The sequence below is a fragment of the Streptacidiphilus sp. MAP12-33 genome (assembly GCF_041261265.1).
In the GTDB taxonomy this organism is placed as follows: Bacteria; Actinomycetota; Actinomycetes; order Streptomycetales; family Streptomycetaceae; genus Streptacidiphilus.
Map to the genome: position 1 here is coordinate 71,350 of NZ_JBGCCA010000011.1, position 20,587 is coordinate 91,936.

Sequence of the window (20,587 nt, forward strand, 5' to 3'; positions counted from 1 at the left end):
GGTCCGGCGCAGTCGGCCGTGTGGATCGGGTGGCGTTCGATCAGGTGGCTGGTTCTGCTGACGGTTCCATGGCGGATCGGCCACGGCGACCAGCGTGCGAGGGCAGTCCGAGCGGCCGGCTGACGCCGGCTTCGGGTGTTCCTGCGGGTGCTGGAGTCATCGTTGCGCCCCAGGCGCCCAGCGCGCGAATCGCGGGCTCGAGGCTGAGGCCTGTGTCGGTCAGCGTGTACTCCACGCGTGGGGGGACCTCCGCGTGGATGACGCGCAGGACCAGCCCGTGCTCCTCCAGGGAGCGCAACCGGTCGGTGAGGGTCTTGGGGCTGATGCCGACGAGCGAGGTCCGCAGCTCCGTGAAGCGCTTGGTGCCGCCGAGCAGGTCACGAATCACAAGCATCGTCCACCTGCCGTCGAGGATCTCCACGGCCCGGGCCACCGGGCAGCCGCCGTCGGCGCACTCCTCATCCATGACATCTCCCTGCTCGGACCCAATAGTTCAATGACGGATACTAGTTCACTCTTTGACAATCGACCCTGGTGCTCGCCTACCGTCACGGCATCGTCCACCTGCTGAACGGAGCACCACCCGTGCGAGCACTACGCATCACCCTTGTCACCGTCGGAGTCTTCCAGCTGGTCCTGGGAGCACTGTTCCTGCTGGCACCCGTGGCAGGCGCCGAGGCGCTGGGCCTGCGCCCCGCAGCACCCTCGTGGGCGAACTGGCTGTTCGCGATGATGGCCGGCCGCTTCCTCGGCTACGCCTACGGCATGTTCACCGCGGCGCGGGCACCGCGCCTGGCGGTCGGCTGGATCGACACGATGATCGTCATCCAGGCCATCGACTGGATCGCCACGCTCGCCTACCTGGCCGGCGGAGACCTGAGCCTGAGCCAGGTCAGCACCGCCGCGTTCGCGCCCGCGCTCTTCATCGGCGCGCTCGTGTGGTTCCACCCGCGCCGACTGCCGGCCAACCGCTGACCACAGCCGAGGAGTCCCCCATGCGCCGCACCTACCGCGCGCTCTACCGGCTGGGCATCGTTCCCTGGGACCAACCAGGAGCGCCGGCCCCTCTCGTCGACATCGTCGAGGGCCCGACAGCGCTGCCACCCGCCCAGGCGATCGACCTCGGCTGCGGCACCGGCCGCCAGGCCCACTACCTCGCCGCGCACGGCTGGTCGGTCACGGCCGTCGACTACGCACCCGAGGCCATCGCCACTGCCCGCCGCAGCCATGCGCAGGGCCACGTCGTCTGGCGTGTCGCGGACGTGACCGAACCCGGTGCGGTCGACCCCGACGGCCGGCTCGCCGGTGCCACCTCACTCCTGCTCGACAACGGCTGCCTGCACGGGGTCCCGGTGGGACGCAGGACGGGTTGGGCCACCACGGTCAGCACCCTTGCCGCACCAGGGGCCGTCCTCCTGGTGCGCGCCGCGCCGCGCCGACGACGCGGTATCGGACCCCGCGGGATCGACGAGAGCGAGATCACCGCGCTCCTCGCCCGCCGTTGGCGACCGCTCGCAGCGCTCGAGTCGACCTGGTTCTCCTACGCTCTGCTGCCAGCGAGTCCCCCGGCGAGCCAGGACACAGTGGGCGATCCCACGGCCCCTGCCGTCGAGGCAACTGACCGGGGCGGCCCAGGAGACCTGGCCGATCCGGGGGAGGTGGAGGGGTGGTTCACGAAATCCGCCCCCCTTGTCCTGGATCACCCTGCGGGAAGCCCCGGGGACGGTCTCAGGTGAGCGCCGGACCTCACTGTGGGCAGGCGTCCTGGGTCACCCTGCCGGTGGACTGCGTGGAGGTGGCCGGGTCCATGGTCACGCACAAGCCGGTCCACTGGTCGGCGAACGCGTACGCCGAACCGTCCTTGAGCTGGGTGGGCAGGACGTTCCACATCTGGTTGCCGGAGAACCAGCGCGTCTCGCACGGCCACCACAGCAGCTGGGTGCCGGCCGGTGGCGTCACGCCGTTGTTGTAGGGGACGGTGAGGCACTTGCCGTCGCCGGACTTGATCCAGAAGTAGCCCTTGCCGTCGAAGGAGGCCGACGGGTTGGTGGCCGTCCACTGCTCGCTGCTGGGCACCGGGTTCTGGCAGGCGCGATCGATGACCAGGCCGCCGGTCCCGGCGCTGTCGAGCGCGGATCCGCGGCTCAGGCACCGCCCGTACAGGCTGTTGACGTACGTCCTGTTGGAGTCGACCCGCCAGATCGCCGGGCCTGCCGGCCGGTAGGTCGGGTTGCGGGCGATGATGTCCGCGATCGCCTTCCAGCCGGGGAAGTCCATCATGACGATCCCGATGTGGGCCCCGGCGTCGCCGCCTTGGTCGAGGTAGTCCGTCAGGTACTGGTTGACGCCTTCGACCGTGGTGGGCCAGAGCACGTAGCCGCCGGCGACGTCGACGGGGCCGCGGGCATCGGCTGTGCCCCAGCCGTTCGCACTGCTGTAGGTCATGAACACGCTGCCGGTGGGGTCGGCGGCAGCCTTGTCCAGATTGGCCTTGACCAGCGACCACTTCAGGCCGGGTTCGACGGTCGTGTAGGCGTCCTCCTTGTTGTCGTTGTACCCGTTGACGCCGAAGCCGGTGTAGTTGCCACCGTACGGGCTCTCGAACCCGAGCAGGACGATCTTCCCGCGGACCTGGCCGAGCTGCGGCACGGTCGTCGTGCTGGTCACCGACGGACCGTAGAACAGGCCCGGGTACCGGCTGACGTACTGCCGAAAGATGGCCTGGCGGCTTGCGTCGGTGGTTCCGGGGTCGTCGATGCAATCGAAGGCCGCGCCGGTGCACTCGGAGTGCAGGCGCATCAGGACCGTCTCGCCCGGGTGGGCGGCAAGGAACGCCTGGGTCTTGGTCAGGACGTCGTCGAAGTTCGCGTTCTGGGGGTACGACCCGTGGAAGATGTCGAACTTGCCACCGTTGACCCGCACACGGATGTCGACCGCGCGGATTCCGCCCTGGTACTGAGCGGTGAGGGTCTGCGCGTTGTCGCCGAAGTCCTCCTGGGCCTGGACGGGATCTCCGCCGTGGATGGCCAGGCTCTCGTGGGTCCCGGGGATCGACATGGCCGCGAGCCAGGTGTGGTCCGGGACGCGGGACATCCAGTCGGGCTGCGAACTCGAACCGAGGGTTTCGAAGGCCGCCGTCGGCCCTGGCTGCGGCACCGGCCGGGGCACGTCCGCAGCGGCCGGGGTGCTCGGCGCCAGCGGGACGAGGGCAGTGGCGGTGAGCAGCAGTGCGGCGCGCAGGGTGCGGCTCGCCGGCGATCGCCGGGCGGGGCTGAGGCCAGATCGGTGTGAGGTGAGGGGCACGCGGTGGTCTCCGTTCGTGGTGCCTGGACGGGTGTGTCCAAGCAGGAGCAGGTGTCAGGGTCAGTGGCTTGCTGACGGTCCGACCTGGAGGGTGCTGACCTGGGTGATCGCGTAGCGCGGCAGCGCCCCCGTCGCCAGGCAGCGCCGTTCGGTGATCGCTGCTGTGACGTGCAACCACGGTGGGGCGGGTGCCGTGCCAGATGCCACAGGTTCGCCACAGTCCGGGACGCTGGAACGATTTCGGCGCTCTGAGCTGTGATGATGGCCACGCCTGGAACGGCGGGCGGAACGAGGGGGGAAGTTGGAATGGCCACGCATGTCGAAGAATTCGCCACGGCGCTGGGGGAACTGAAGGAACGTTCGGGACGCAGCTACGGCCAGCTCGCCACGCGGCTGCACCTGAGCACCTCGACCCTGCACCGCTACTGCAACGGTGCGGCCGTCCCTACCGAGTACGCCCCCGTCGAGCGCCTGGCGCGCCTGTGCGGCGCGACGCCACAGGAATTGGTGGCGCTGCATCGCCTTTGGCTGCTGGCGGACTCCTCACGCCGCGGGACGGACTGCCCGGAGCCGCAGCAGGGTGTCGAGTTGGAGCCGGCCGCCCCAGAGCCGATCACCCCTGCTCCCAGGCCCACGGAGTCCGATACGCCGCCCAGGGTGGCGGTCCGGGCCAGACGGCCCGTACTGCTCCTCGGCGCGGCCAGCGTGATCGCCGCCGTTGCGGTACTCCCGCTCACGCTGCGCGGTGCCACCGACACGCACAGGACCGGCGCTTCCGTGATCAACGCGGGTCCCACGACGACGGGAACCACTGTGCTGCCGGGTTCCGCCACCCCATCCACCTCGACTACCGCCACGCCCACCGGCACCGGCACCGGCACGGCTTCCGCGTCAGCGTCAGCGTCCCAGGATCCAGGCGCCGCCACCACGACAGCGCCCGTCCAGGTCACCGTCCTCACCGACAACTGGGGCACGCAGTGCGGCCAGTGGTACCTGACGATGCGGCAGCCCGACAAGGTCCCCCAACCGCCGCCGCTGGACCAGACGAACGCCTGGGCCGCCGAACTGGATGCGATCCCGGCCGGGCATCTGCGGTTGCAACTCACTGCGCAGAGCCTGCCGGGCCAGCAGGTCGTCCTCCACGCCCTCTACGTCCACGTCGTCACCAGCAAACCCGCTCCCCGTGGCCTCGCCTACGAACCCTTCTCCGGTTGCGGCGGCCCCCTCGAACCGGCGGCCTTCGCCGTGGACCTCGATCAGGTGGCGCCGCGCACCAAGCCCGTCCCGGGGACGGTCGGATCCAGCGACAAGCCGACGCTCACCAACTTCCCCTACCAGGTCTCCACCGGTGACCCCGAGGTCCTGGACGTGGACGCGAGCACCTTCGGCCAGGACGTCACCTGGTACCTGGAACTGCTGTGGAGCAGCGGCGACCGCCAAGGCAGCCTCCGCATCGACGACCACGGCCGGCCCTTCCACACCGTCGGCCTCAAGGGCGACCCCGGATACCTCTACAACGGCACAGCCTGGACACCGACTCGCCCCTGAACCAATGAGCCCCCACCGGCTCACCCCCGGCCAAGCCCAGAGCAAGGCAGCCGACCGCGGCACGCACCAGCTGACGCTGCACGACCTCAAGGCTATGATCCGCGCCTGACAACGCCACGCCCTGATGCCCGTTGATGTCCGGTTCGCGGGCACCGGGGCGCTCGCCGTTCGGTCGGTCTCCGGTTCCGGTCCGTGCCAGGGCGCGGTCTCGGGGAAGTCCCTGCGCGGGGCGGGGGAGTGCCGCTGCTGGCAGCCTCGCTGTTGCCCGCGGCGAAGTAGGCCAGGCAGATCAAGGACTCCCTGGGCTTGATCCGCTTTGACGGACCCTTCTGACCATCTTCGGGGAGGCCCGCTTCCGAGTCGGAGAGGTACCCACCGGGCGTCTCCTTGGGCGGCCCGGGGGCAGGTTCGGGTACGGGTATGCCGGGGACCTTCGGGGACCGCGCCCCCGGGTCCCACGCCGAGATGAGACAGTCCCAGTCCGGGTTCCAGGCGAGCGTCGGCACCTCGTAGGCCAGCATGCGGAAGTGCGTGTACGGCGGCATGGCGCTCCCCGGGAGGTCCCATCGATCCCCCGTCCCTGGCCGGGGCGCCGCCAACCTACCTTGCTGCTAAGAGCTTTGCGAGCAACTTCTCGAACACGGGCACCAACGCCCCGCATCACCCGGGTGGACGGTGCCGGGGCCGGATGCCGGGTCACTGGCGCCGTGTCCAGATAGGTTCACCGGCTTGATGAACTTCCACTGGAATGGCTGCGCCGTGGCGTTGCAGCGGTCTTCGAAGGCTCGGAGCCGGTCCCCGACCAGGGCGACCAGGGTCAGGTCGGTGCACACGGCCAGCGTCAAGGTCCCTCAGCCCGGGCATTGCGTTGGGCGCGGTGCAGCGACGGCGTTCGACTCGATGGTCTGTCGATTGAAGCCGCCCTGTGCCCTGGTCGTGATTACGGTCACTGACAGTTGGGGAGCATGGCGCAGGGGTGGGTCACCGGGCGGAAGCTGCGGAGGCGGTTGGTCGGGGTGCTTGGTTCGCTGCCGGGGCTGGTCACGGTGGCCGGGTGCGGGTACTGGCGGCCTTTCAGCGACGCGGTGGTGGGTACCGGGCAGGGCAGCGTCGTGGTACTGGAGTTCGGCGGTCCCGGGACGGGGGACACCGGCCAGATCTTGGTGGCGTGGGACGACGGCCTCCACTGGCAGGTCTCGCATGCCTTCCCGACGCCGACGGACCCCTCCAGGATGCCCGGGCTGTCACTCCGCACCGAGGACTGCGTGCCGGGAGCACCTGAGCACTGCTACCGGGTGGTGTCCGGGCACGCCCTGGTCCAGAAGACGCGGGACGCGGGACGTCACTGGTTCACGGCCTGGCAGTTGTCGGCCGGGCGCGAGCTGTTCCTGCGGCGCAGCGGCGGATATCTCGGCGCGGAGGGTGTACTTCTGCACTGATTCCGGGTGTTTTCCGGTGTTCTTGACGTACTTGCTGGCGCTCTTGAGGCTGCGGGCCTTGAGCCGTTCACGTCGGCGTGCGGGTAGGAGGTTGTCCAGCAGCGCGTGGCCGATCGCGCCGACCAGACGGGCTGGTCCGTCAGGCAGCACGTCTGTGGCGGTGGTGACCTGGTGGCGCGCCGCATGGAGGGCGACGGTGAAGCTGAGCCGATCCATGTCCAGGCCCGGCCGGTCGGACGCGGCATCCGCGGCGGTGCGGATCAACGCCTGGTAGACGGCCGGCAAGCCCCAGGCCTCCTGCTCCAGGTCCGCAGGGTGCCCGGAACGCAGGACCCGACCGTCCAGCAGGGCGGCCTTCAAGCTCGCGTAGGCGGTCTCCGCCTGCCAACGCTCGTGATACCGGGCCACGAGCCGGCTCGCCGGATAGAGCTCGGGATCGGTCAGGCTGGTGAGCAGCCGCCAGGGCTCCCGCCTGATCGTGCCGTGCTGCAGCGTCACCACGCCAAGACCGCCAGCGGCCAGCAGAACGCCAACACCGGCCGGTGCCTCGGTTGCCCGGTCCGCGCCGAATGCCTCGCCGACGCCCCCACCCTGCCCGCCGACAATGACTACGGCGTGCGCGGCGGCAAGACCCGCCAGCAACGCATCGCGCTCCGCAGGCGCCCCGACCTCCCCACTGGACGAGACGCCGTGACCATCGCCGCCTTCCGCCGGCTGCCCGCCCAGGAGCAGCCGGACATCCCACGGCACCGCGCCCCGCGCACGAAGCGCCGGGCCCCGAAGGAGAGACGGCGAGGCTTCAGCCAGTTCGGCCCTCGATGTCATCCGGGGATGATGCGGCCGAGCTCGTTGTCCCGCTGATGCATCAGCTCAAGTTCGGACCACGGTGGCGGCCCTCCCAGGCGCCAGGGGACGGGTTGCTTCTCCGCGGGGTGCAGTGATCGCCTGGCAGCGTGAACGAACTGCCGCTGTGCGGCGTCGAGCCTCTGAAGGATCTGGCGCAGCAACTCCATGTCCTTCGGCTCTCCGAACGGGAACGCACTGAACTCCCCGATGATCAAGGATAGTTCGAGGGCCCTTGCGCCGGTGCCGGAGTCGGCCACCAGACTGACGGACACGAGCGCGGCGTTCCACTCCTCCCAGTCGACCCCCTCTGGCTCCCGCTCCTCCCAGTAGGCGTCACGCATACCCATCTCCACCGCCGTGAAGCTTTGAAGAAACCGCTCGTATGCCGCGACCTTCCGGTCGCGTATCCACTTCCGCTCTTCGCTACGTCGGCCGACCAGGGTGCCGACGAGAATGCCGAGGACCGTCGCGGCGGCTCCGCCGGCAGTGGATATGAGAGCCTCCCATGGAGCTGCCAAGGTACGTCCTTTCAGGGGTAGTTCTTCCCGAATGTGACTGGAACATGAGCCACCGGGGAGCGGAGAGTGCGTTGCGGGGGGCAAGACCGACCCGGCCCGACCCGTCAGACGGCCAAGAACTCAGAAACGGCGCCGAGCGTCGCGCCAGGTCCGGTCGCGGCTCGGGGTCTCGTTGACTGCTCTCATCGGGTCCGTCGATCAAGGCAACCCCTTCCCCCTACTGGGCCTCCCCGTCGCACGAGGTCACCGTATCGCCCTGGCACGGCGCTTTGTGTGTGGGCTGACGGGACGGGCCCTCCGGGCCGCCGCGAAGCTTCAATGCAGGGCCGACGGGCGAACGTCAATGTCCAGGTCCAGTGCGTGCCGGACCCGAGCTCGACGCGCTGCGGCACGCGGCGCGTCCCTCATCAGGGAGCGGCAGCGATCTGGGCGCGGTGGCTTTCGCCGTCGGAGAGGAATCCCGCCAGCTCACAGCCTTGTTCGGCGACGTCGGCGTGCTCGGCCCGGGACAGGCGGCGCAGCGGGGTGACGATCACGGTGTCCGCTGTGACGTTCCAGGTTGCGGCGACCCGGCCGTCGACCAGCACCATGCGTTCGGCGGCGACGGACAGGCCGCGGTGGGCGTCGTCGATGATCCGGTTGCGGTCGTGGTAGCCGAGGATCGCGTTGTCGAACGCGGGAAGGAAGCGCACGGGAGCGGGTGTGTCGGGGTCGGGGCGCGGGGCGTCGGGCAGGTCGAGCAGTTCTCTGCCCCGCTCGTCGCGGAAGGCGACGAGTTCCTGGCGCAGTGCGGTGACCGCGGTGGGCAGTCCGGCCAGGCCGCACCAGGCGCGCAGGTCGGCGGAGGCGGCGGGGCCGAACGCGGCCAGGTAGCGGCGAACCAGCAGCTGGCCCACCGGGTCGGCGCAGCCCGGGGCCGTCGGCGGGTCGATCTCGCGGTCCAGCCAGGAGGAGAGCAGGGCGTTGCGCACTCCCGCCCGCTGGCGCCAGAGCCCGCGCGGCGGGAGTTGCGCCATCGGGACGAGGGCGGCGACCAGCATCTCCCCCAGGGCCCGTGGTCCGGGTCCGGGCCAGCGCGGGGCGAGTGCCCGCGCAAGCTCGGGCATCGAGCGGGGCTCGCCGTCGGCCATCAGCGCCCGTCCCGCAGTGGCGAGTTCGTCGAGGTCCACCCCGTGCAGTTCGCGGCGGTAGGTTCCCAGGACCCGTTGACGCAGCATGGTGTCGTGACGGGCCCGCCAGGCCAGGGCGTCGGCGGCGGTGACGAGGTGGACGGTGCGGCGCATGAGGTGCGTCCGCACGACGTGCCTGCCGGTCAGCAGGTCCGACAGGACCGTCGGGTCGAAGGCGCGCAGCCGCGACCAGAGTCCGACGAACGGCTCCTGCGGTTCCTGTGCCTGCAGGCCGCACAGGTGCGTGACGGCGTTGAGGGCCGGCAGGTCCGCGCGGTCGAGCAGCAGTTGCCGGGCGAGCGTCGCGCGGTTGAGTGCCCGGGTGTCCAGAACGGTCATCGAGGACCTGCTGCGGCGAACTCCTGGGCCCGGGAGTGGGGCAGAGGGTCGCACGCCCGGCCGGACACCGTGGAATCCGGGCAACGGGTCGTCCTGGACCGCGTTGCGCTCCGGCTCGCTCATCCGCACTGGTGCCTCCTCCTCGTCGTCGAATCACGTGTACCGGGCGAGGTCCGGGGCGGGTGCCCGCCCCGGACCCAGTGGGTCAGGACGCGTGGTACTCGCCGACGACGTCCACGACCCAAGTGACGCCGAAGCGATCCGTCAGCATTCCGTAGAGGAGCGCCCACTGCGCCGGCTCCAGCGGCTGCAGGACGGTCGCGCCGTCGCAGAGCCTCTCCCAGTACGCGGTGACCTCGTCGGCCTTCGCGCCGCGGAGCGAGACGAAGAACGCGTTCTCACCTCGGTTCCACGGAAGGCGCGAGGGCACGTCGTAGGCCATCACCCGAAATCCGTCCCCCGCGACGACCTGACCCCACATCACCTGATCTGCCTCGCACGGGTCCTGGACGGCTCCGGCGTCCTTGTAGGTGACAACGGCCAGGTCTCCTTCGAACACGGACTGGTAGAACGCGAGTGCCGCGCGGGCGTCGCCTCGGAAGTTCAGGTGGGTCACGGCCTCAACGGACATGATCGACTCCTTGTCGCTCGATTCCTGCTGCGGGCGTTCCTGCGTCCCGCGCCGTTGACCACACTCACAGGTGAAGCGGACAGGTTGTGGCCGCTTCTCGCGCCACTATGGGGACCATGCAGAAGACCTCCGTACGCCTGCTGTCACTGCTCTCGCTGCTCCAGGCGCGCCGGGACTGGCCCGGGGCGCTACTGGCCCAGCGCCTGGACATCAGCCCTCGCACCGTGCGCCGTGACGTCGACCGCCTGCGCGAACTCGGCTATCCCATCGTGGCCAGCAAAGGGCCCGATGGCGGGTACCGGCTCGACGCCGGCACGGAACTGCCCCCGCTCCTTTTCGACGACGACCAGGCCGTCGCCCTCGCCGTCGCGCTCCGGACCGCCACCATCACCGGCGCCGGCATCGAGGAAGCCGCAGCACGTGCCCTGACCACTGTCCGCCAGGTCATGCCCGCACGGCTGCGCCACCGCATCGACACCCTCCAGGTCACCGCCGTCGAGCGGCCCGCGACCCGGCCGAACCCCCAGGTCGACAGCAGCGTGCTGATGACGCTCAGCGCCGCCGTCCACGCCCGCGAAGAACTGCGCTTCGACTACACCCCTGCTCCCCCACGGGGAACCGGCGACGATGCCCCCGCCGCAACCCCGCCACGCCGGGTTCAGCCCCACCACCTCGTCACCTGGGGCGAGCGCTGGTACCTCGTCGCCTGGGACCTCGACCGCGAGGACTGGCGCACCTTCCGCGCCGACCGGATCAACCCGCGCACCCCCACCGGACCCCGCTTCACCCCCCGAGAACTCCCCGGAGGTGACGTAGCCACCTTCGTCACCAGCAGGTTCAACGGATCCGACGGCTCTGGGGACTGGCCCTGCCGCGGTGAAGTGATCCTCCACCTCCCCGCCACCGCCGTTTCCCGCTACATCCGCGACGGAGTCGTCGAGGAACTCGGTCCGGACCGCTGCCGACTCGTGCTGGGCTCGTGGTCATGGCCCGGCCTGGCCGCCACCGTCGGCAAGTTCGACGCCGACTTCGAAGTCATCGGGCCGACCGAACTCAAAGACACCTTGGCGCACCTGGCCCGCCGCTACACCAACGCCGCAACCGGCAGCCTCACTCCACTCACCACACCCTCTCCAGAGCAGTGAACACGGTGACAATCGCAGGGAGCAGACCGAGCGGCTCCAGTGGTGGCGCTGACCGGTCTCAGTGGAACGCAGCGGTGTTGCCTTGGGCCCAGTGCGGGAACGGGCCACTGCACAGTTGCCTGAGCCATGTTGTTGCTCCCTGTCCGGGATCGCGGGGTCAGCACTACCCGCCGGACCCCTGGGTGTGGTCGCCCTGGGTCCTCGGATGTGCGCAGAAGCAACTTCGGCTCAGCGCGCTCGACGGAACGCTACCGGCCCGGTGATCCCTTGCCCACGAGAGCGGCGAGCGCCGTCCCGGCGTAGTGGGACCACGCCTCGGCGTGCGTGTTCGGGATGGCGACCCAGTCCCTGAAGGGGCGGTCCTTGCCGGAGGGGTCGAACAGTTCGGCGCCAGGCAGGGCGAGGGCCTCCGTGTGGGCTGTGGCACCGTCGCCGAGCCGAAAGGCGAGCAGGTCACCCTTGAGGCAGGCGAAGGCCTTGCCGTGGGCCATGAGCGCCCGCTTGCCGAACATCGCTCCGTTCGTGACTCCGTGGGGGGCCAGGTCGGCGGCGATGTCATTGAACATTTGATCGGGTGTCATGTCGCGGAGCTTACTGGGGCCGGCCCGCCGGGCGAGCTCCGACAAGGACCTCGACCCGGCCTAACTGTTCGGCTGTGAGCGGCTCCTGGACAACATCAGCCGCCGGGGAACTGGCGGCTTTGTCACTGACGGCGGGAGGCGTTCCGACGGATCGAGTCACCGTTCGGTTGCGTTTGCTGTGTGCAGGAAGGCTCTGGCGTCAGCGGACCTCTTGTGGTGGCGCGTGGGGTCTGACGTACCCGCGCGGGGCTCAGCCGTGGAGGACTGAGCCCTGCCGTCCACAGGTCCTCACGACCGAACGGACAGCCCGGGCTCCGCACAGGTACCAAACCTGAGGACGCACGTCTGGGTGACGGGTTCTCGGCGCGATCGTTTCCCGGGCATGAAGAACATCACTGCTTTGCGAGCCGGCTTCCTCCTTCTTGTGGCTGCCGGGTCTGTTGCCCTTGCTGTCCCGGTGCAGGCTGACACCGCCTCCGGGGACACCTCTACGGCGGCCGTCGTGCAGCAGAGTGGGGGTCGCATGGAATTCATGATGAGCGCGAATGACGTCGGCTACATGAGCTTCGGGTTCAACGGATTCGGGAGGTAGCCCCTGCTCAGGACACGGCGGGTCGGTGCGGTCTTTGTTCGGCGGCGCCGGCTGGCTCTGCTTCTCACGGACTTGGACCACTGAGCCGATCAGCCGGTGACTCCCGGCGGCGCAGGTCGAAAGGCCATCCTCGAGCAGTGACACGGTCACACTCGGTTGCGCTGTTGGGAGTTGGCATCAGCGCGTGCCACAGGGCGGTGGCCTCGCCGCGGTTGCGGGCGGTCAGCTCTTCGAGGTACCAGTCCTGGCCGAGGAGCTGCTTCACGCGCGGGACGGCCTCGCCGTCGGGGCCGCTGTAGTAGTGGACCTTCCTGATGTCGCCGTCGGTGACCATGCGGAACATCACCTCGGCAGTGAGGGCCGGGTCGGAGCGGACCAGGTTCAGCGACGCGAAGGTGCTCCAGGAGGCGGTGTAGTCCTCCGGGACGTTCTCGGCGCGGTGTCTCAGGTGGTCCAGTCAAGGCCGGTCAGGTCCTCGTCCGCTTCGCTGCCGGGTGTTCCAGCGTAGTGGCGGGCGGTGAGGTGGTGGAGGCCGGTGATGAAGAAGTGGACGGCGGAGGTGACTGCGCCTTCGAGGTCGAGGGCGCTGCCGACGAGTTCGCAGCCGCGGGTGCGCTCGTCCGGGGAGGCGTAGGCGTTGTAGGTGTCGCCGTCGTGCTCGACCGTGCCGACGGCGAACGCCTGCCCGTCGCGGCTGAAGGCCAGCCCCCACGTCGCAGTGCCGGTCCGGTCGAGGGTGACGCTGACCGACATCGCAGAACTCCCGGGGTGAGCGGGGCGACGTCATGGTGCGCCGCCGCCTCCGATTCCATCGTGGGCCCGGCGCGCTCGACCGGCGCGTCAGGCCCACGGCGAAGATCGGCCGATGTCAGCAGTTGCGCAGTTCGGGCTTCTGGTTGAGGAGCTGGGTGCGCAGGGAGGTGAACTCCAGGTAGGCGGCGTCGTGTTCGGCGCCGTGGCGGAACGCGGCGACGTTGTGGCAGTTCACGAAGGCGAGGGTGACGTCGAAGTGCCGCTCCAGGCTGCCCCGGATGGCGTTGCTGGCCAGGGCGCGCAGCAGCTGCCCGCGTTCGGCGTCGGTGGGCGGGGTGTTGTCGTCGACGAACGGGGCGTCGGTGTGCGGGAGCCGGGCGGCGAGGGCTTCGACGGTCTTGTAGGCGTAGGGGAGGGAGTCGCGGACGGTGGCGACGAAGTCGGCTTCGTCGACGGGGCCGCGCTCGGCCTGAGCGAGGAGTTCGGGGGAGACGTCGAGCGACATGCGGGACTCCGATCAGGGAGGGAGACTGGACGCGAGATCCATAACGAACATGAAAACCGTTACGGATAGAGACTGTCCGCCTGCGGAGCGTCCCGTCAACCCCCTCCCGGCTCGATCGGGCGCTGTCGCAGGTCAAGATTTGGCAATGGTTTTCATCTCAGACTTGGATCTACTAGTGATGAAAACCGTTTCCATCTAGCGTGAGTGTCGTCAACCCAGCCGTATTCCTTGGGGGTTCCTGCCATGAGCGCATCCGTCCTGTCCCGCCGTCCGCTTCGTCGCCGCCCGGCCAGATCGGTCCTCGGCGCAGCCGCGGTTGCCCTGGTCGCGACAGTGAGTGCCTGCTCGACCTCCTCGACATCCGCCGGCTCCGGGTCGGGCACCGCGTCCGGTGCGGCGGCGGGGGGCAAGGTGATCCAGGTGGTGGCGGCGGAGAACTTCTGGGGTTCCATAGCCACCCAGCTCGGTGGGTCGCACGTGCACGTGACCAGCATCATCACCAACCCGGACACCGACCCGCACTCCTACGAGCCGACCGCTGCGGACGCGCGCACGGTGACGACGGCGCAGTTCGTGATCCTGAACGGGATCGGCTACGACGCCTGGGCGGACAAGCTGCTGGCCACCAACCCGGGCAGCCGCCGGACCGAGCTCAAGGTCGGCGACCTGGTCGGCATCCAGCCCGGCGGGAACCCGCACCGCTGGTACTCGCCAGACAACGTGCACCAGATGATCGAGGCGATCAGCGCGGACTACAAGAAGATCGACCCGGCCGACGCGGCCTACTTCGACCAGCAGAAGCAGACCTTCGAGACGCAGACCCTGGCCCAGTACAACCAGCTGATCTCCGACATCAAGGCCAAGTACGCCGGCACCCCGATCGGCGCCTCGGAGTCCATCGTCACCCCGCTCGCCGAGGGCCTGGGCCTGAAGATGCTCACGCCGGAGAGCTTCCTCGACGCGATGAGCGAGGGCACCGACCCCACAGCCGCCGACAAGGCGACGATCGACCAGCAGATCAAGACCAAGCAGATCAAGGTCTACGTCTACAACAGCCAGAACTCCACCCCCGACGTCGTCGCCCAGGTGAAGCTGGCCAAGTCCGAGGGCATCCCGGTCACCACGGTCACCGAGACCCTCGCCCCCGCGAACGCGACCTTCGAGCAGTGGCAGACCGCCGAGCTCCAGGGCATCGAGCAGGCACTGCACCAGGCCACCGGGAAGTGAGGACCCCATGAACCCCACCGCACAGGCACATGCCCCGGCCGGTGAGGCAGAGCCGACAGAGGCCCTGAACGGCAGCGCGCCAACCGGCACCCCGGTGCTGTGCCTGTGCGGTGCCGCGGCCAAGGTCGGCGGCCGGACCCTGTGGTCCGGCGTCGATCTGGAAGTGCAGACCGGCGAGTTCGTCGCCGTCCTCGGCCCCAACGGCGTCGGCAAGTCCACACTGGTCAAGGTGCTCCTGGGCACCGTGCCCGCAGCCGCGGGCCAGATAAGGGTCCTCGGGAAGCGTCCGGGTGAGGCGGCCCACCGGGTCGGCTACCTGCCGCAGCGCCGCAGCTTCGACGCCGACCTGCGCATCCGCGGCGTCGACATCGTCCGCATGGGTCTGGACGGTGACCGCTGGGGCGTCCCCCTGCTCTGGGGCAGGAACAAGCGTGCCGAGCGCGATCGCGTCGCCGAGGTGATCGAGCTGGTCGGCGCGAGCGCCTACGCCCACCGTCCGATCGGGCAGTGCTCGGGCGGTGAGCAGCAGCGGCTGCTGATCGCCCAGGCGCTCGTGCGCCGCCCCGAAATCCTGCTGCTGGACGAGCCGTTGGACAGCCTGGACCTGCCCAACCAGAGCGCCGTCGCGGCGCTGATCGGCAGGATCTGCCACGAGGAAGGCGTCGCGGTGGTGATGGTCGCCCACGACGTCAACCCGATCCTGCACCACCTGGACCGAGTCGTGTACATCGCGGAGGGCGGCGCGGTCTGCGGGCCGCCGAGCGAGGTCATCAACTCCGAGGCGCTGACCCGCCTCTACCGCACCCCGGTCGAGGTGCTGTCCACCAAGGACGGCCGCCTGGTCGTGGTCGGCCAGCCCGAGGCGCCGGCCGTCCATCGCGACCGTCACTCCGGGCGAGAGCGTGACGGGGGAGGGGCCTGAGATGGGATCGGCGTCCTTCTCCTGGAACCTCGTCTCGGATTTCCAGCAGATGTGGTCCTACCCGTTCATGGTCAACGCCTTCCGCGCGGGCGCGGTCGTCGCGATCGTGGCGGGGGCGGTGGGCTGGTTCGTGGTGCTGCGCCGGCAGACCTTCGCCGCCCACACGCTGTCCGTCGTCGCGCTCCCCGGTGCCGCGTTCGCGACGCTGGCCGGATTCGCGCTGAGCCTGGGCTACTTCGGCTTCTGTGTCGCCGCCGCGCTCGCGCTCGCCGCCTTGCGGCGCGGCCGTGAGCCGGGCGGCTCGGAGGAGTCCGCAGCCATAGGCGTCGTGCAGGCGTTCCTTCTGGCCTGCGGCTACCTCTTCATGGCCCTGTACAAGGGCCTGCTGGAGGGACCGCAGACGCTGCTGTTCGGCAGCTTCCTCGGCATCACCACCGGACAGGTGGCCGCGCTCGCCGTCGCCGGGCTCGTGGTCCTGGCCGTGCTGGCGGTGATCGGAAGGCCGCTGCTGTTCGCCTCCGTCGACCCGCAGGTCGCCGCCGCCCGCGGCGTCCCGGTACGGGCACTGTCGGTCGCGTTCCTGGTCCTGCTCGGCGCGGCCACGGCCGAGGCCGCGCAGATCACCGGCGCGCTGCTGGTCTTCGCTCTGATGGTCCTCCCGGCCGCGACCGCGCAGGTCCTGACCGCGCGACCCGGGTTCAGCCTGCTGCTGACGGTGGTGATCGGCTTCGCGGCCACCTGGGGCGGCCTGATCGCCGCTTGGTTCTGGCCCGACCCGCTGGGCTTCTTCGTCACCAGCCTCGCGTTCGCCCTCTTCCTCGTCGCCCACGCCGCCCGCTCGTTGACGGCCGCTCTGGCCAACCGAAGTGCGCCGTCGACCATCCCCGTAGGTGCCGCATGAACTCGTATCTCGCGTCCGCGGCGGCCTCGGCCTGGTCCCAGCCGTTCTTCCACCACGCCCTGCTCGCCGGGACGTTCATCGCGCTTGCGGCCGGGCTGGTCGGCTACTTCCTGGTGCTGAGGGCCCAGGTCTTCACCGGCGACGCGCTCAGCCACGTCGCCTTCACCGGCGCGATGGCCGCCCTGGCCGCCGGTTACGACCTGCGCCTGGGCCTCTTCCTGGCGTGTGTCCTGGTCGCGCTGCCACTGGGCGGGATCGGCCGCCGCGGCAAGGCCGACGACGTCGTCATCGGCAGCGGGTTCGCGTGGATCCTCGGCCTGGGCTCCTTCTTCCTCACCCTCTACACCACCTCCGCCAGCGGCATGAACGACGGCGGCGCGGGCGTGCGCGTCCTGTTCGGCTCGATCTTCGGCCTCGACGGCGGCCAGACGCTGGTCGCTGTCCTGGCCGCCGCTGCCGTCACCTCCGTGGTTCTGCTGATCGGTCGGCCGCTGCTGTTCGCCACCCTGGACGAGTCGGTCGCGGTCGCGCGCGGTGTCCCGGTCAAGGCACTCGGGCTCGGCTTCCTCGTGCTGGTCGGCGTCACGGCCGGCGAAGCCACACAGGCCGTGGGCTCCCTGCTGCTCCTCGGCCTCCTCGCGGCCCCGGCCGGCGCAGCGGTGCGCCTCACCGACCGCCCCTTCCGCGGCCTCGCGCTCGCGGCCGGGCTGGCCGTGGGGGAGATGTGGGCCGGGCTCGCGGCAGCCGCTTGGATTCCGCAGTGCCCGCCCAGCTTCTCGATCATGGCCGCCGCGACCCTCGTCTATGCCACGACCTACCTCAGACGCCCCGCCATCCGCCGCCCCGAGACGGTGACCGCCTGACGACCCCATCCCTGCGTTCCATGTAGTCCAGCATCCGCGAGGACCTTGTGACCAGCACCGACACCACCAGCCCGCAGGGAGAAGTCGCCCTGCTCGGGCGGCCCACCAGACAGCAGGCCACCGTGCTGCAAGCCCTGATCGACCGCGAGGACTTCGTCAGCGCCCAGGTCCTCCACGCCCGACTGATCTCCGCCGGCACCCGGGTCGGCCTGACCACCATCTACCGCACCCTCACCGCCCTGGTCGAGGCCGGCCTCGCCGACACCATGCGCGACCCGGAAGGCGAACGACTCTTCCGGCACCAACCCGGCCCGGACCACCGCCACTACCTGCGCTGCCGCACCTGCGGAAGAAGTGTCCCCGTCGACTCCGGTCTCGTGGAGACCTGGGCCGACCGCATAGCCACCTCCAGCGGGTTCACCCAGGTCGCGCACACTGTCGAACTCACCGGCATCTGCGCCGACTGCACCCAGAGCGCGCCCACCGCCTGATCCTGGCGGCTCTCACCGCGCACCACCCCTCCTTCACCCATGAACCGCGAAGGGAGACTTCGCCATGCCCTCCTCCGGCATGCCCATCTCCGGGCTGCTGCGCCGTCAGCCGCCCGAGCACACCGCCCGGCTGACCGCCATCAAGGGCCAAGTCCGCCGAGAGCTCGCCCTCGGCGGCGATGACACCGTCGTCGTGCGCCAACTCGACTGCGCCGAGCCGGGATGCCCACCAGTCGAGACCGTCGTCGCGGTCCTCGCCGCCGACGGCACCACCCGCCGCTGGACCCTGCACCACCCCGTCGCCGACATCACCCCACGACTGCTGGCCACCACTCTCGCCAGCACCCCAGTCACTACCGAGCGTTGAGGAGCATCCAGATGACCGACGGCGCGACCGACCTGACCGAGACCGAGACCGATACCGCGATCGACACGCGCGTCCCGGTCACCGTGCTGACCGGATTCCTGGGATCCGGCAAGACCACCCTGCTGAACCGCATCCTCACCGAGCAGCACGGCCTGAAGATCGCCGTCATCGAGAACGAGTTCGGCGAGGTCGGCATCGACGACGCCCTCGTCCTCGACGCCGAAGAAGAGATCTTCGAGATGAACAACGGCTGCATCTGCTGCACCGTCCGCGGAGACCTCATCCGCATCCTCGGCGCGCTCATGCGCCGCCGCGAACGCTTCGACCGCATCGTCATCGAAACCACCGGACTTGCCGACCCCGCCCCCGTCGCGCAGACCTTCTTCATGGACGACGAGATCGCCTCCCAGCTGCGGCTCGACGCCATCGTCACGCTCGTCGACGCCGCCCACATCCGCACCCACCTCGACGAGGTCAAGCCCGAGGGCGTGGAGAACGAGGCCGTCGAGCAGATCGCCTTCGCCGACCGCATCGTCCTCAACAAGACCGACCTGGTCGACCACCAGCAACTGGCGGAGGTGATCGCCCGGATCCGGTCCGTCAACGCGCTCGCCGACATCCTCCCGGCGCAGAACGCGGCTGTGGAACTGCCAGAGATCCTCGATGTGCACGCCTTCGACCTGGACCGGGTCCTGGAGGCCGACCCGCAGTTCCTCACGGACACCGAGCACCAGCACGACACCACCGTGACGTCCGTCGGTATCGACCTGGAGGGCGAGCTGGACGAGGACCAGCTCAACACCTGGCTCGGCACCCTGCTGCGTGAGAAGGGCGCGGACATTTTCCGCTCCAAGGGCATCCTCGCCCTCGAAGGCGCCGAGCGGCAGTACGTCTTCCAGGGCGTCCACATGCTCCTCGACGGAGAGATGGGCCGCCAGTGGGAGGCCGGCGAGCCGCGCCGCAACCGGCTCGTGTTCATCGGCCGCAACCTCGACCGCGAGGAGCTCAACGCGGGCTTCGCCGCCTGTCTCACTGCCATCCCGGCGGCGGTGAACGCATGAGCACCGTCGCAGCACTGGACGTCGCCACCGCCTGGGAGACAGCGGTCGACGACGCCCCCGTCGCCGTCCACGCCGTCGCCGGCCTGGTCGCCGTCGCCGGAGCCGACGGCACCTGCTGGGTCCTGGACACCACCACCGGCGACATCGTCGCCACGGTCACCCTCCCCGGCGGCATCCTCGCCGCGAGGCTCTCTCCGGACGGCCAGCACCTGGCTCTGGGCGGCCCGTTCGGCCACGCGGTGTGGAGCCGCACGACCAACACCACCCTGATCTCCAAGACCGGCGCCTGGTCCGCCGCCGTCCGCTGGGGCGGCACCGACAAGCTCGCCGTCGCCTCCGGCCGCCGCGCCCTCGTCCTCACTCCCGACGGCGCACAGCTGTGGGCCACCGACCCCGCCCCCAGCACCGTCACCGACGTCGCCTGGCTGCGCGAGAACCGCCGCCTGGCCACCACCGCCTACAACGGTGTCCGCTGCTACGAACGCCACAGCGCCAGGCCCGTGACCGAGTACCCCTACCTCGGCTCCCACCTTGCCCTCGCCATCGCGCCAACGGGGCGGTGGATCTGCAGCGGCAACCAGGACGCGTCCATCCACATCTGGCGCACCAGGGACGGCGGCGACCTGACGATGCATGGCTACCCGGACAAGATCGCCCGCCTGGCCTTCGACGACACCGGCTACTGGCTGGCCTCCGACGGCGCCCCCGACATCACCGTCTGGGACTTCTCCGGCAAGGGACCCGAAGGCACCCGCCCCCGCACGCTGCGCGCCCACGAGACCATCACCGCTCTCGCCTGGCGCCCCGGCGGCGCCGGCGTCCTCGCCAGCGCCGGAGTCGAAGGCACCCTCGCCCTGTGGCGCGCCACCGGCGGCCGAGCGGGCGCCCGGCTTGCCCCCGCCCACGCCCGCGACCTCGACCAGCCCGTCACCGCCCTGGCCTGGGCCGGCCCGGACCTGCTCGTCACCGCCGACTGGGAAGGCCGCGTACAGGCCAGCCGCTTGCCGGCGGCACTGCCGAGGTGAACCGCGAGATGCCTGAAGCGGTGACTGGACGGTCGACCGTGCACAGCCCGGGGCGTCCCTGCCTCCTGACCGTCTGCCGGGGCTGTTGCTGCGGCAGCCCGAGCAAGGACAAAGTCGCGGCGGCGAGCCAACAGCTTGCTCGCCTTCGCGCCGGGGCCGAGGTCCGCACCTCCGACTGCCTCGGGCCGTGCACCCACGCCGACGTCGTAGTGGTCCAGCCCTCCACCGCAGGGCGCCTGCGGGGCGGCCGACCGGTCTGGATCGGCTGGAGCGGCACTGAAGGATGCACCGACGAACTTCTGATCTGGGTCGCAGCGGGAGGCCCGGGGATCGCGCCGCCACCGCCCACACTCGAACTGCA

General features: G+C 70.1%; 23 protein-coding genes. 14 read left to right on the forward strand and 9 right to left on the reverse strand.

From position 1 onward, the window contains the following. Positions 1-40: 40 nt before the first annotated feature. Entirely contained in the window at positions 41-466 is a 426-nt protein-coding gene (locus ABH931_RS13390) for a winged helix-turn-helix transcriptional regulator (protein WP_370112732.1), read from the reverse strand. 68 nt (positions 467-534) lie between these two features. Between ABH931_RS13390 and ABH931_RS13395 the strand changes: the two genes are divergently transcribed. Next, positions 535-975, forward strand: coding sequence for a hypothetical protein (locus ABH931_RS13395; RefSeq protein WP_370112733.1), 441 nt, complete (start codon positions 535-537; stop codon positions 973-975). Between the two features lie 20 nt (positions 976-995). Beyond that, positions 996-1,736 (forward strand): class I SAM-dependent methyltransferase, encoded by a 741-nt coding sequence (locus tag ABH931_RS13400; RefSeq protein WP_370112735.1) that lies wholly within the window; start codon positions 996-998, stop codon positions 1,734-1,736. 10 nt (positions 1,737-1,746) lie between these two features. On the opposite strand, the gene ABH931_RS13405 is transcribed toward ABH931_RS13400, so the two are convergent. Further along, positions 1,747-3,303 (reverse strand): phosphatidylinositol-specific phospholipase C domain-containing protein, encoded by a 1,557-nt coding sequence (locus tag ABH931_RS13405; RefSeq protein ID WP_370112737.1) that lies wholly within the window; start codon positions 3,301-3,303, stop codon positions 1,747-1,749. 306 nt (positions 3,304-3,609) lie between these two features. Here ABH931_RS13405 and ABH931_RS13410 point away from each other — a divergent pair, with 306 nt between their 5' ends. The 3 genes from ABH931_RS13410 (at position 3,610) to ABH931_RS13420 (ending at position 7,151) form a co-directional block, all read left to right on the forward strand. Then, entirely contained in the window at positions 3,610-4,851 is a 1,242-nt protein-coding gene (locus ABH931_RS13410; RefSeq protein ID WP_370112739.1) for a helix-turn-helix domain-containing protein, read from the forward strand. Positions 4,852-5,816: 965 nt separating this feature from the next. Further along, positions 5,817-6,290: a hypothetical protein gene (locus tag ABH931_RS13415; protein ID WP_370112741.1), complete on the forward strand. Its 474-nt coding sequence runs from the start codon at positions 5,817-5,819 to the stop codon at positions 6,288-6,290. A 183-nt stretch (positions 6,291-6,473) separates the two neighbouring features. Further along, a complete protein-coding gene (locus ABH931_RS13420) occupies positions 6,474-7,151 on the forward strand; it encodes a WhiB family transcriptional regulator (protein WP_370112941.1) in 678 nt (225 codons plus the stop codon). Here the strand turns inward: ABH931_RS13420 and ABH931_RS13425 are convergent. The 3 genes from ABH931_RS13425 to ABH931_RS13435 form a co-directional block, all read right to left on the reverse strand. Further along, entirely contained in the window at positions 7,112-7,654 is a 543-nt protein-coding gene (locus tag ABH931_RS13425; RefSeq protein ID WP_370112743.1) for a hypothetical protein, read from the reverse strand. The two genes, ABH931_RS13420 and ABH931_RS13425, sit on opposite strands and share 40 nt — an antisense overlap. Before the next feature lie 407 nt (positions 7,655-8,061). Then, complete coding sequence (locus ABH931_RS13430) at positions 8,062-9,162, reverse strand: winged helix DNA-binding domain-containing protein (RefSeq protein WP_370112745.1); 1,101 nt, start codon at positions 9,160-9,162, stop codon at positions 8,062-8,064. A gap of 205 nt (positions 9,163-9,367) precedes the next feature. Beyond that, positions 9,368-9,793 carry a VOC family protein gene (locus ABH931_RS13435; protein WP_370112747.1) on the reverse strand — a complete coding sequence of 142 codons (426 nt, stop codon included), beginning with the start codon at positions 9,791-9,793 and terminating at the stop codon, positions 9,368-9,370. Positions 9,794-9,909: 116 nt separating this feature from the next. Between ABH931_RS13435 and ABH931_RS13440 the strand changes: the two genes are divergently transcribed. Continuing rightward, a complete protein-coding gene (locus ABH931_RS13440; protein ID WP_370112749.1) occupies positions 9,910-10,938 on the forward strand; it encodes a helix-turn-helix transcriptional regulator in 1,029 nt (342 codons plus the stop codon). A 248-nt stretch (positions 10,939-11,186) separates the two neighbouring features. Here ABH931_RS13440 and ABH931_RS13445 read toward each other — a convergent pair whose 3' ends face one another. From ABH931_RS13445 to ABH931_RS13460, 4 genes are all read right to left on the reverse strand, one after another. Continuing rightward, positions 11,187-11,519, reverse strand: coding sequence for a hypothetical protein (locus ABH931_RS13445; RefSeq protein WP_370112750.1), 333 nt, complete (start codon positions 11,517-11,519; stop codon positions 11,187-11,189). A gap of 656 nt (positions 11,520-12,175) precedes the next feature. Then, on the reverse strand, positions 12,176-12,445 hold the full coding sequence (locus ABH931_RS13450) for a hypothetical protein (protein ID WP_370112752.1): 270 nt from the start codon (positions 12,443-12,445) through the stop codon (positions 12,176-12,178). A gap of 110 nt (positions 12,446-12,555) precedes the next feature. Continuing rightward, a complete protein-coding gene (locus ABH931_RS13455) occupies positions 12,556-12,864 on the reverse strand; it encodes a hypothetical protein (RefSeq protein WP_370112754.1) in 309 nt (102 codons plus the stop codon). A gap of 115 nt (positions 12,865-12,979) precedes the next feature. Continuing rightward, the gene (locus ABH931_RS13460; RefSeq protein WP_370112756.1) at positions 12,980-13,369 is read right to left on the reverse strand and encodes an SCO5389 family protein; all 390 of its coding nucleotides are present in this window, start codon (positions 13,367-13,369) and stop codon (positions 12,980-12,982) included. 243 nt (positions 13,370-13,612) lie between these two features. Between ABH931_RS13460 and ABH931_RS13465 the strand changes: the two genes are divergently transcribed. The 8 genes from ABH931_RS13465 (at position 13,613) to ABH931_RS13500 (ending at position 20,226) form a co-directional block, all read left to right on the forward strand. Further along, positions 13,613-14,596, forward strand: coding sequence for a metal ABC transporter solute-binding protein, Zn/Mn family (locus ABH931_RS13465; RefSeq protein ID WP_370112758.1), 984 nt, complete (start codon positions 13,613-13,615; stop codon positions 14,594-14,596). Positions 14,597-14,603: 7 nt separating this feature from the next. Continuing rightward, positions 14,604-15,518, forward strand: coding sequence for a metal ABC transporter ATP-binding protein (locus ABH931_RS13470; RefSeq protein ID WP_370112760.1), 915 nt, complete (start codon positions 14,604-14,606; stop codon positions 15,516-15,518). A gap of 1 nt (position 15,519) precedes the next feature. Further along, the gene (locus tag ABH931_RS13475; protein ID WP_370112762.1) at positions 15,520-16,419 is read left to right on the forward strand and encodes a metal ABC transporter permease; all 900 of its coding nucleotides are present in this window, start codon (positions 15,520-15,522) and stop codon (positions 16,417-16,419) included. Then, positions 16,416-17,282 (forward strand): metal ABC transporter permease, encoded by an 867-nt coding sequence (locus tag ABH931_RS13480; RefSeq protein WP_370112764.1) that lies wholly within the window; start codon positions 16,416-16,418, stop codon positions 17,280-17,282. The genes ABH931_RS13475 and ABH931_RS13480 overlap by 4 nt, the downstream gene beginning before the upstream one ends. Positions 17,283-17,329: 47 nt before the next feature. Next, positions 17,330-17,773, forward strand: coding sequence for a Fur family transcriptional regulator (locus tag ABH931_RS13485; RefSeq protein WP_370112766.1), 444 nt, complete (start codon positions 17,330-17,332; stop codon positions 17,771-17,773). A 64-nt stretch (positions 17,774-17,837) separates the two neighbouring features. Next, entirely contained in the window at positions 17,838-18,140 is a 303-nt protein-coding gene (locus tag ABH931_RS13490) for a hypothetical protein (protein ID WP_370112768.1), read from the forward strand. A gap of 11 nt (positions 18,141-18,151) precedes the next feature. Continuing rightward, complete coding sequence (locus tag ABH931_RS13495; RefSeq protein WP_370112769.1) at positions 18,152-19,201, forward strand: GTP-binding protein; 1,050 nt, start codon at positions 18,152-18,154, stop codon at positions 19,199-19,201. Continuing rightward, positions 19,198-20,226, forward strand: a complete 1,029-nt coding sequence (locus ABH931_RS13500) for a WD40 repeat domain-containing protein (protein WP_370112770.1) — start codon at positions 19,198-19,200, stop codon at positions 20,224-20,226. The genes ABH931_RS13495 and ABH931_RS13500 overlap by 4 nt, the downstream gene beginning before the upstream one ends. The last annotated feature ends 361 nt before the right edge of the window (positions 20,227-20,587 follow it).

What these genes read in the sequence shown, in the direction of transcription:
- ABH931_RS13390 (WP_370112732.1), bottom strand. Translation starts at nt 466, where the DNA reads ATGGATGAGGAGTGCGCCGACGGCGGCTGCCCGGTGGCCCGGGCCGTG.
- ABH931_RS13400 (WP_370112735.1), top strand. Translation starts at nt 996, where the DNA reads ATGCGCCGCACCTACCGCGCGCTCTACCGGCTGGGCATCGTTCCCTGG.
- ABH931_RS13410 (WP_370112739.1), top strand. Translation starts at nt 3,610, where the DNA reads ATGGCCACGCATGTCGAAGAATTCGCCACGGCGCTGGGGGAACTGAAG.
- ABH931_RS13415 (WP_370112741.1), top strand. Translation starts at nt 5,817, where the DNA reads ATGGCGCAGGGGTGGGTCACCGGGCGGAAGCTGCGGAGGCGGTTGGTC.
- ABH931_RS13420 (WP_370112941.1), top strand. Translation starts at nt 6,474, where the DNA reads ATGGAGGGCGACGGTGAAGCTGAGCCGATCCATGTCCAGGCCCGGCCG.
- ABH931_RS13430 (WP_370112745.1), bottom strand. Translation starts at nt 9,162, where the DNA reads ATGACCGTTCTGGACACCCGGGCACTCAACCGCGCGACGCTCGCCCGG.
- ABH931_RS13435 (WP_370112747.1), bottom strand. Translation starts at nt 9,793, where the DNA reads ATGTCCGTTGAGGCCGTGACCCACCTGAACTTCCGAGGCGACGCCCGC.
- ABH931_RS13440 (WP_370112749.1), top strand. Translation starts at nt 9,910, where the DNA reads ATGCAGAAGACCTCCGTACGCCTGCTGTCACTGCTCTCGCTGCTCCAG.
- ABH931_RS13445 (WP_370112750.1), bottom strand. Translation starts at nt 11,519, where the DNA reads ATGACACCCGATCAAATGTTCAATGACATCGCCGCCGACCTGGCCCCC.
- ABH931_RS13450 (WP_370112752.1), bottom strand. Translation starts at nt 12,445, where the DNA reads ATGGTCACCGACGGCGACATCAGGAAGGTCCACTACTACAGCGGCCCC.
- ABH931_RS13455 (WP_370112754.1), bottom strand. Translation starts at nt 12,864, where the DNA reads ATGTCGGTCAGCGTCACCCTCGACCGGACCGGCACTGCGACGTGGGGG.
- ABH931_RS13460 (WP_370112756.1), bottom strand. Translation starts at nt 13,369, where the DNA reads ATGTCGCTCGACGTCTCCCCCGAACTCCTCGCTCAGGCCGAGCGCGGC.
- ABH931_RS13465 (WP_370112758.1), top strand. Translation starts at nt 13,613, where the DNA reads ATGAGCGCATCCGTCCTGTCCCGCCGTCCGCTTCGTCGCCGCCCGGCC.
- ABH931_RS13470 (WP_370112760.1), top strand. Translation starts at nt 14,604, where the DNA reads ATGAACCCCACCGCACAGGCACATGCCCCGGCCGGTGAGGCAGAGCCG.
- ABH931_RS13475 (WP_370112762.1), top strand. Translation starts at nt 15,520, where the DNA reads ATGGGATCGGCGTCCTTCTCCTGGAACCTCGTCTCGGATTTCCAGCAG.
- ABH931_RS13480 (WP_370112764.1), top strand. Translation starts at nt 16,416, where the DNA reads ATGAACTCGTATCTCGCGTCCGCGGCGGCCTCGGCCTGGTCCCAGCCG.
- ABH931_RS13490 (WP_370112768.1), top strand. Translation starts at nt 17,838, where the DNA reads ATGCCCTCCTCCGGCATGCCCATCTCCGGGCTGCTGCGCCGTCAGCCG.
- ABH931_RS13495 (WP_370112769.1), top strand. Translation starts at nt 18,152, where the DNA reads ATGACCGACGGCGCGACCGACCTGACCGAGACCGAGACCGATACCGCG.
- ABH931_RS13500 (WP_370112770.1), top strand. Translation starts at nt 19,198, where the DNA reads ATGAGCACCGTCGCAGCACTGGACGTCGCCACCGCCTGGGAGACAGCG.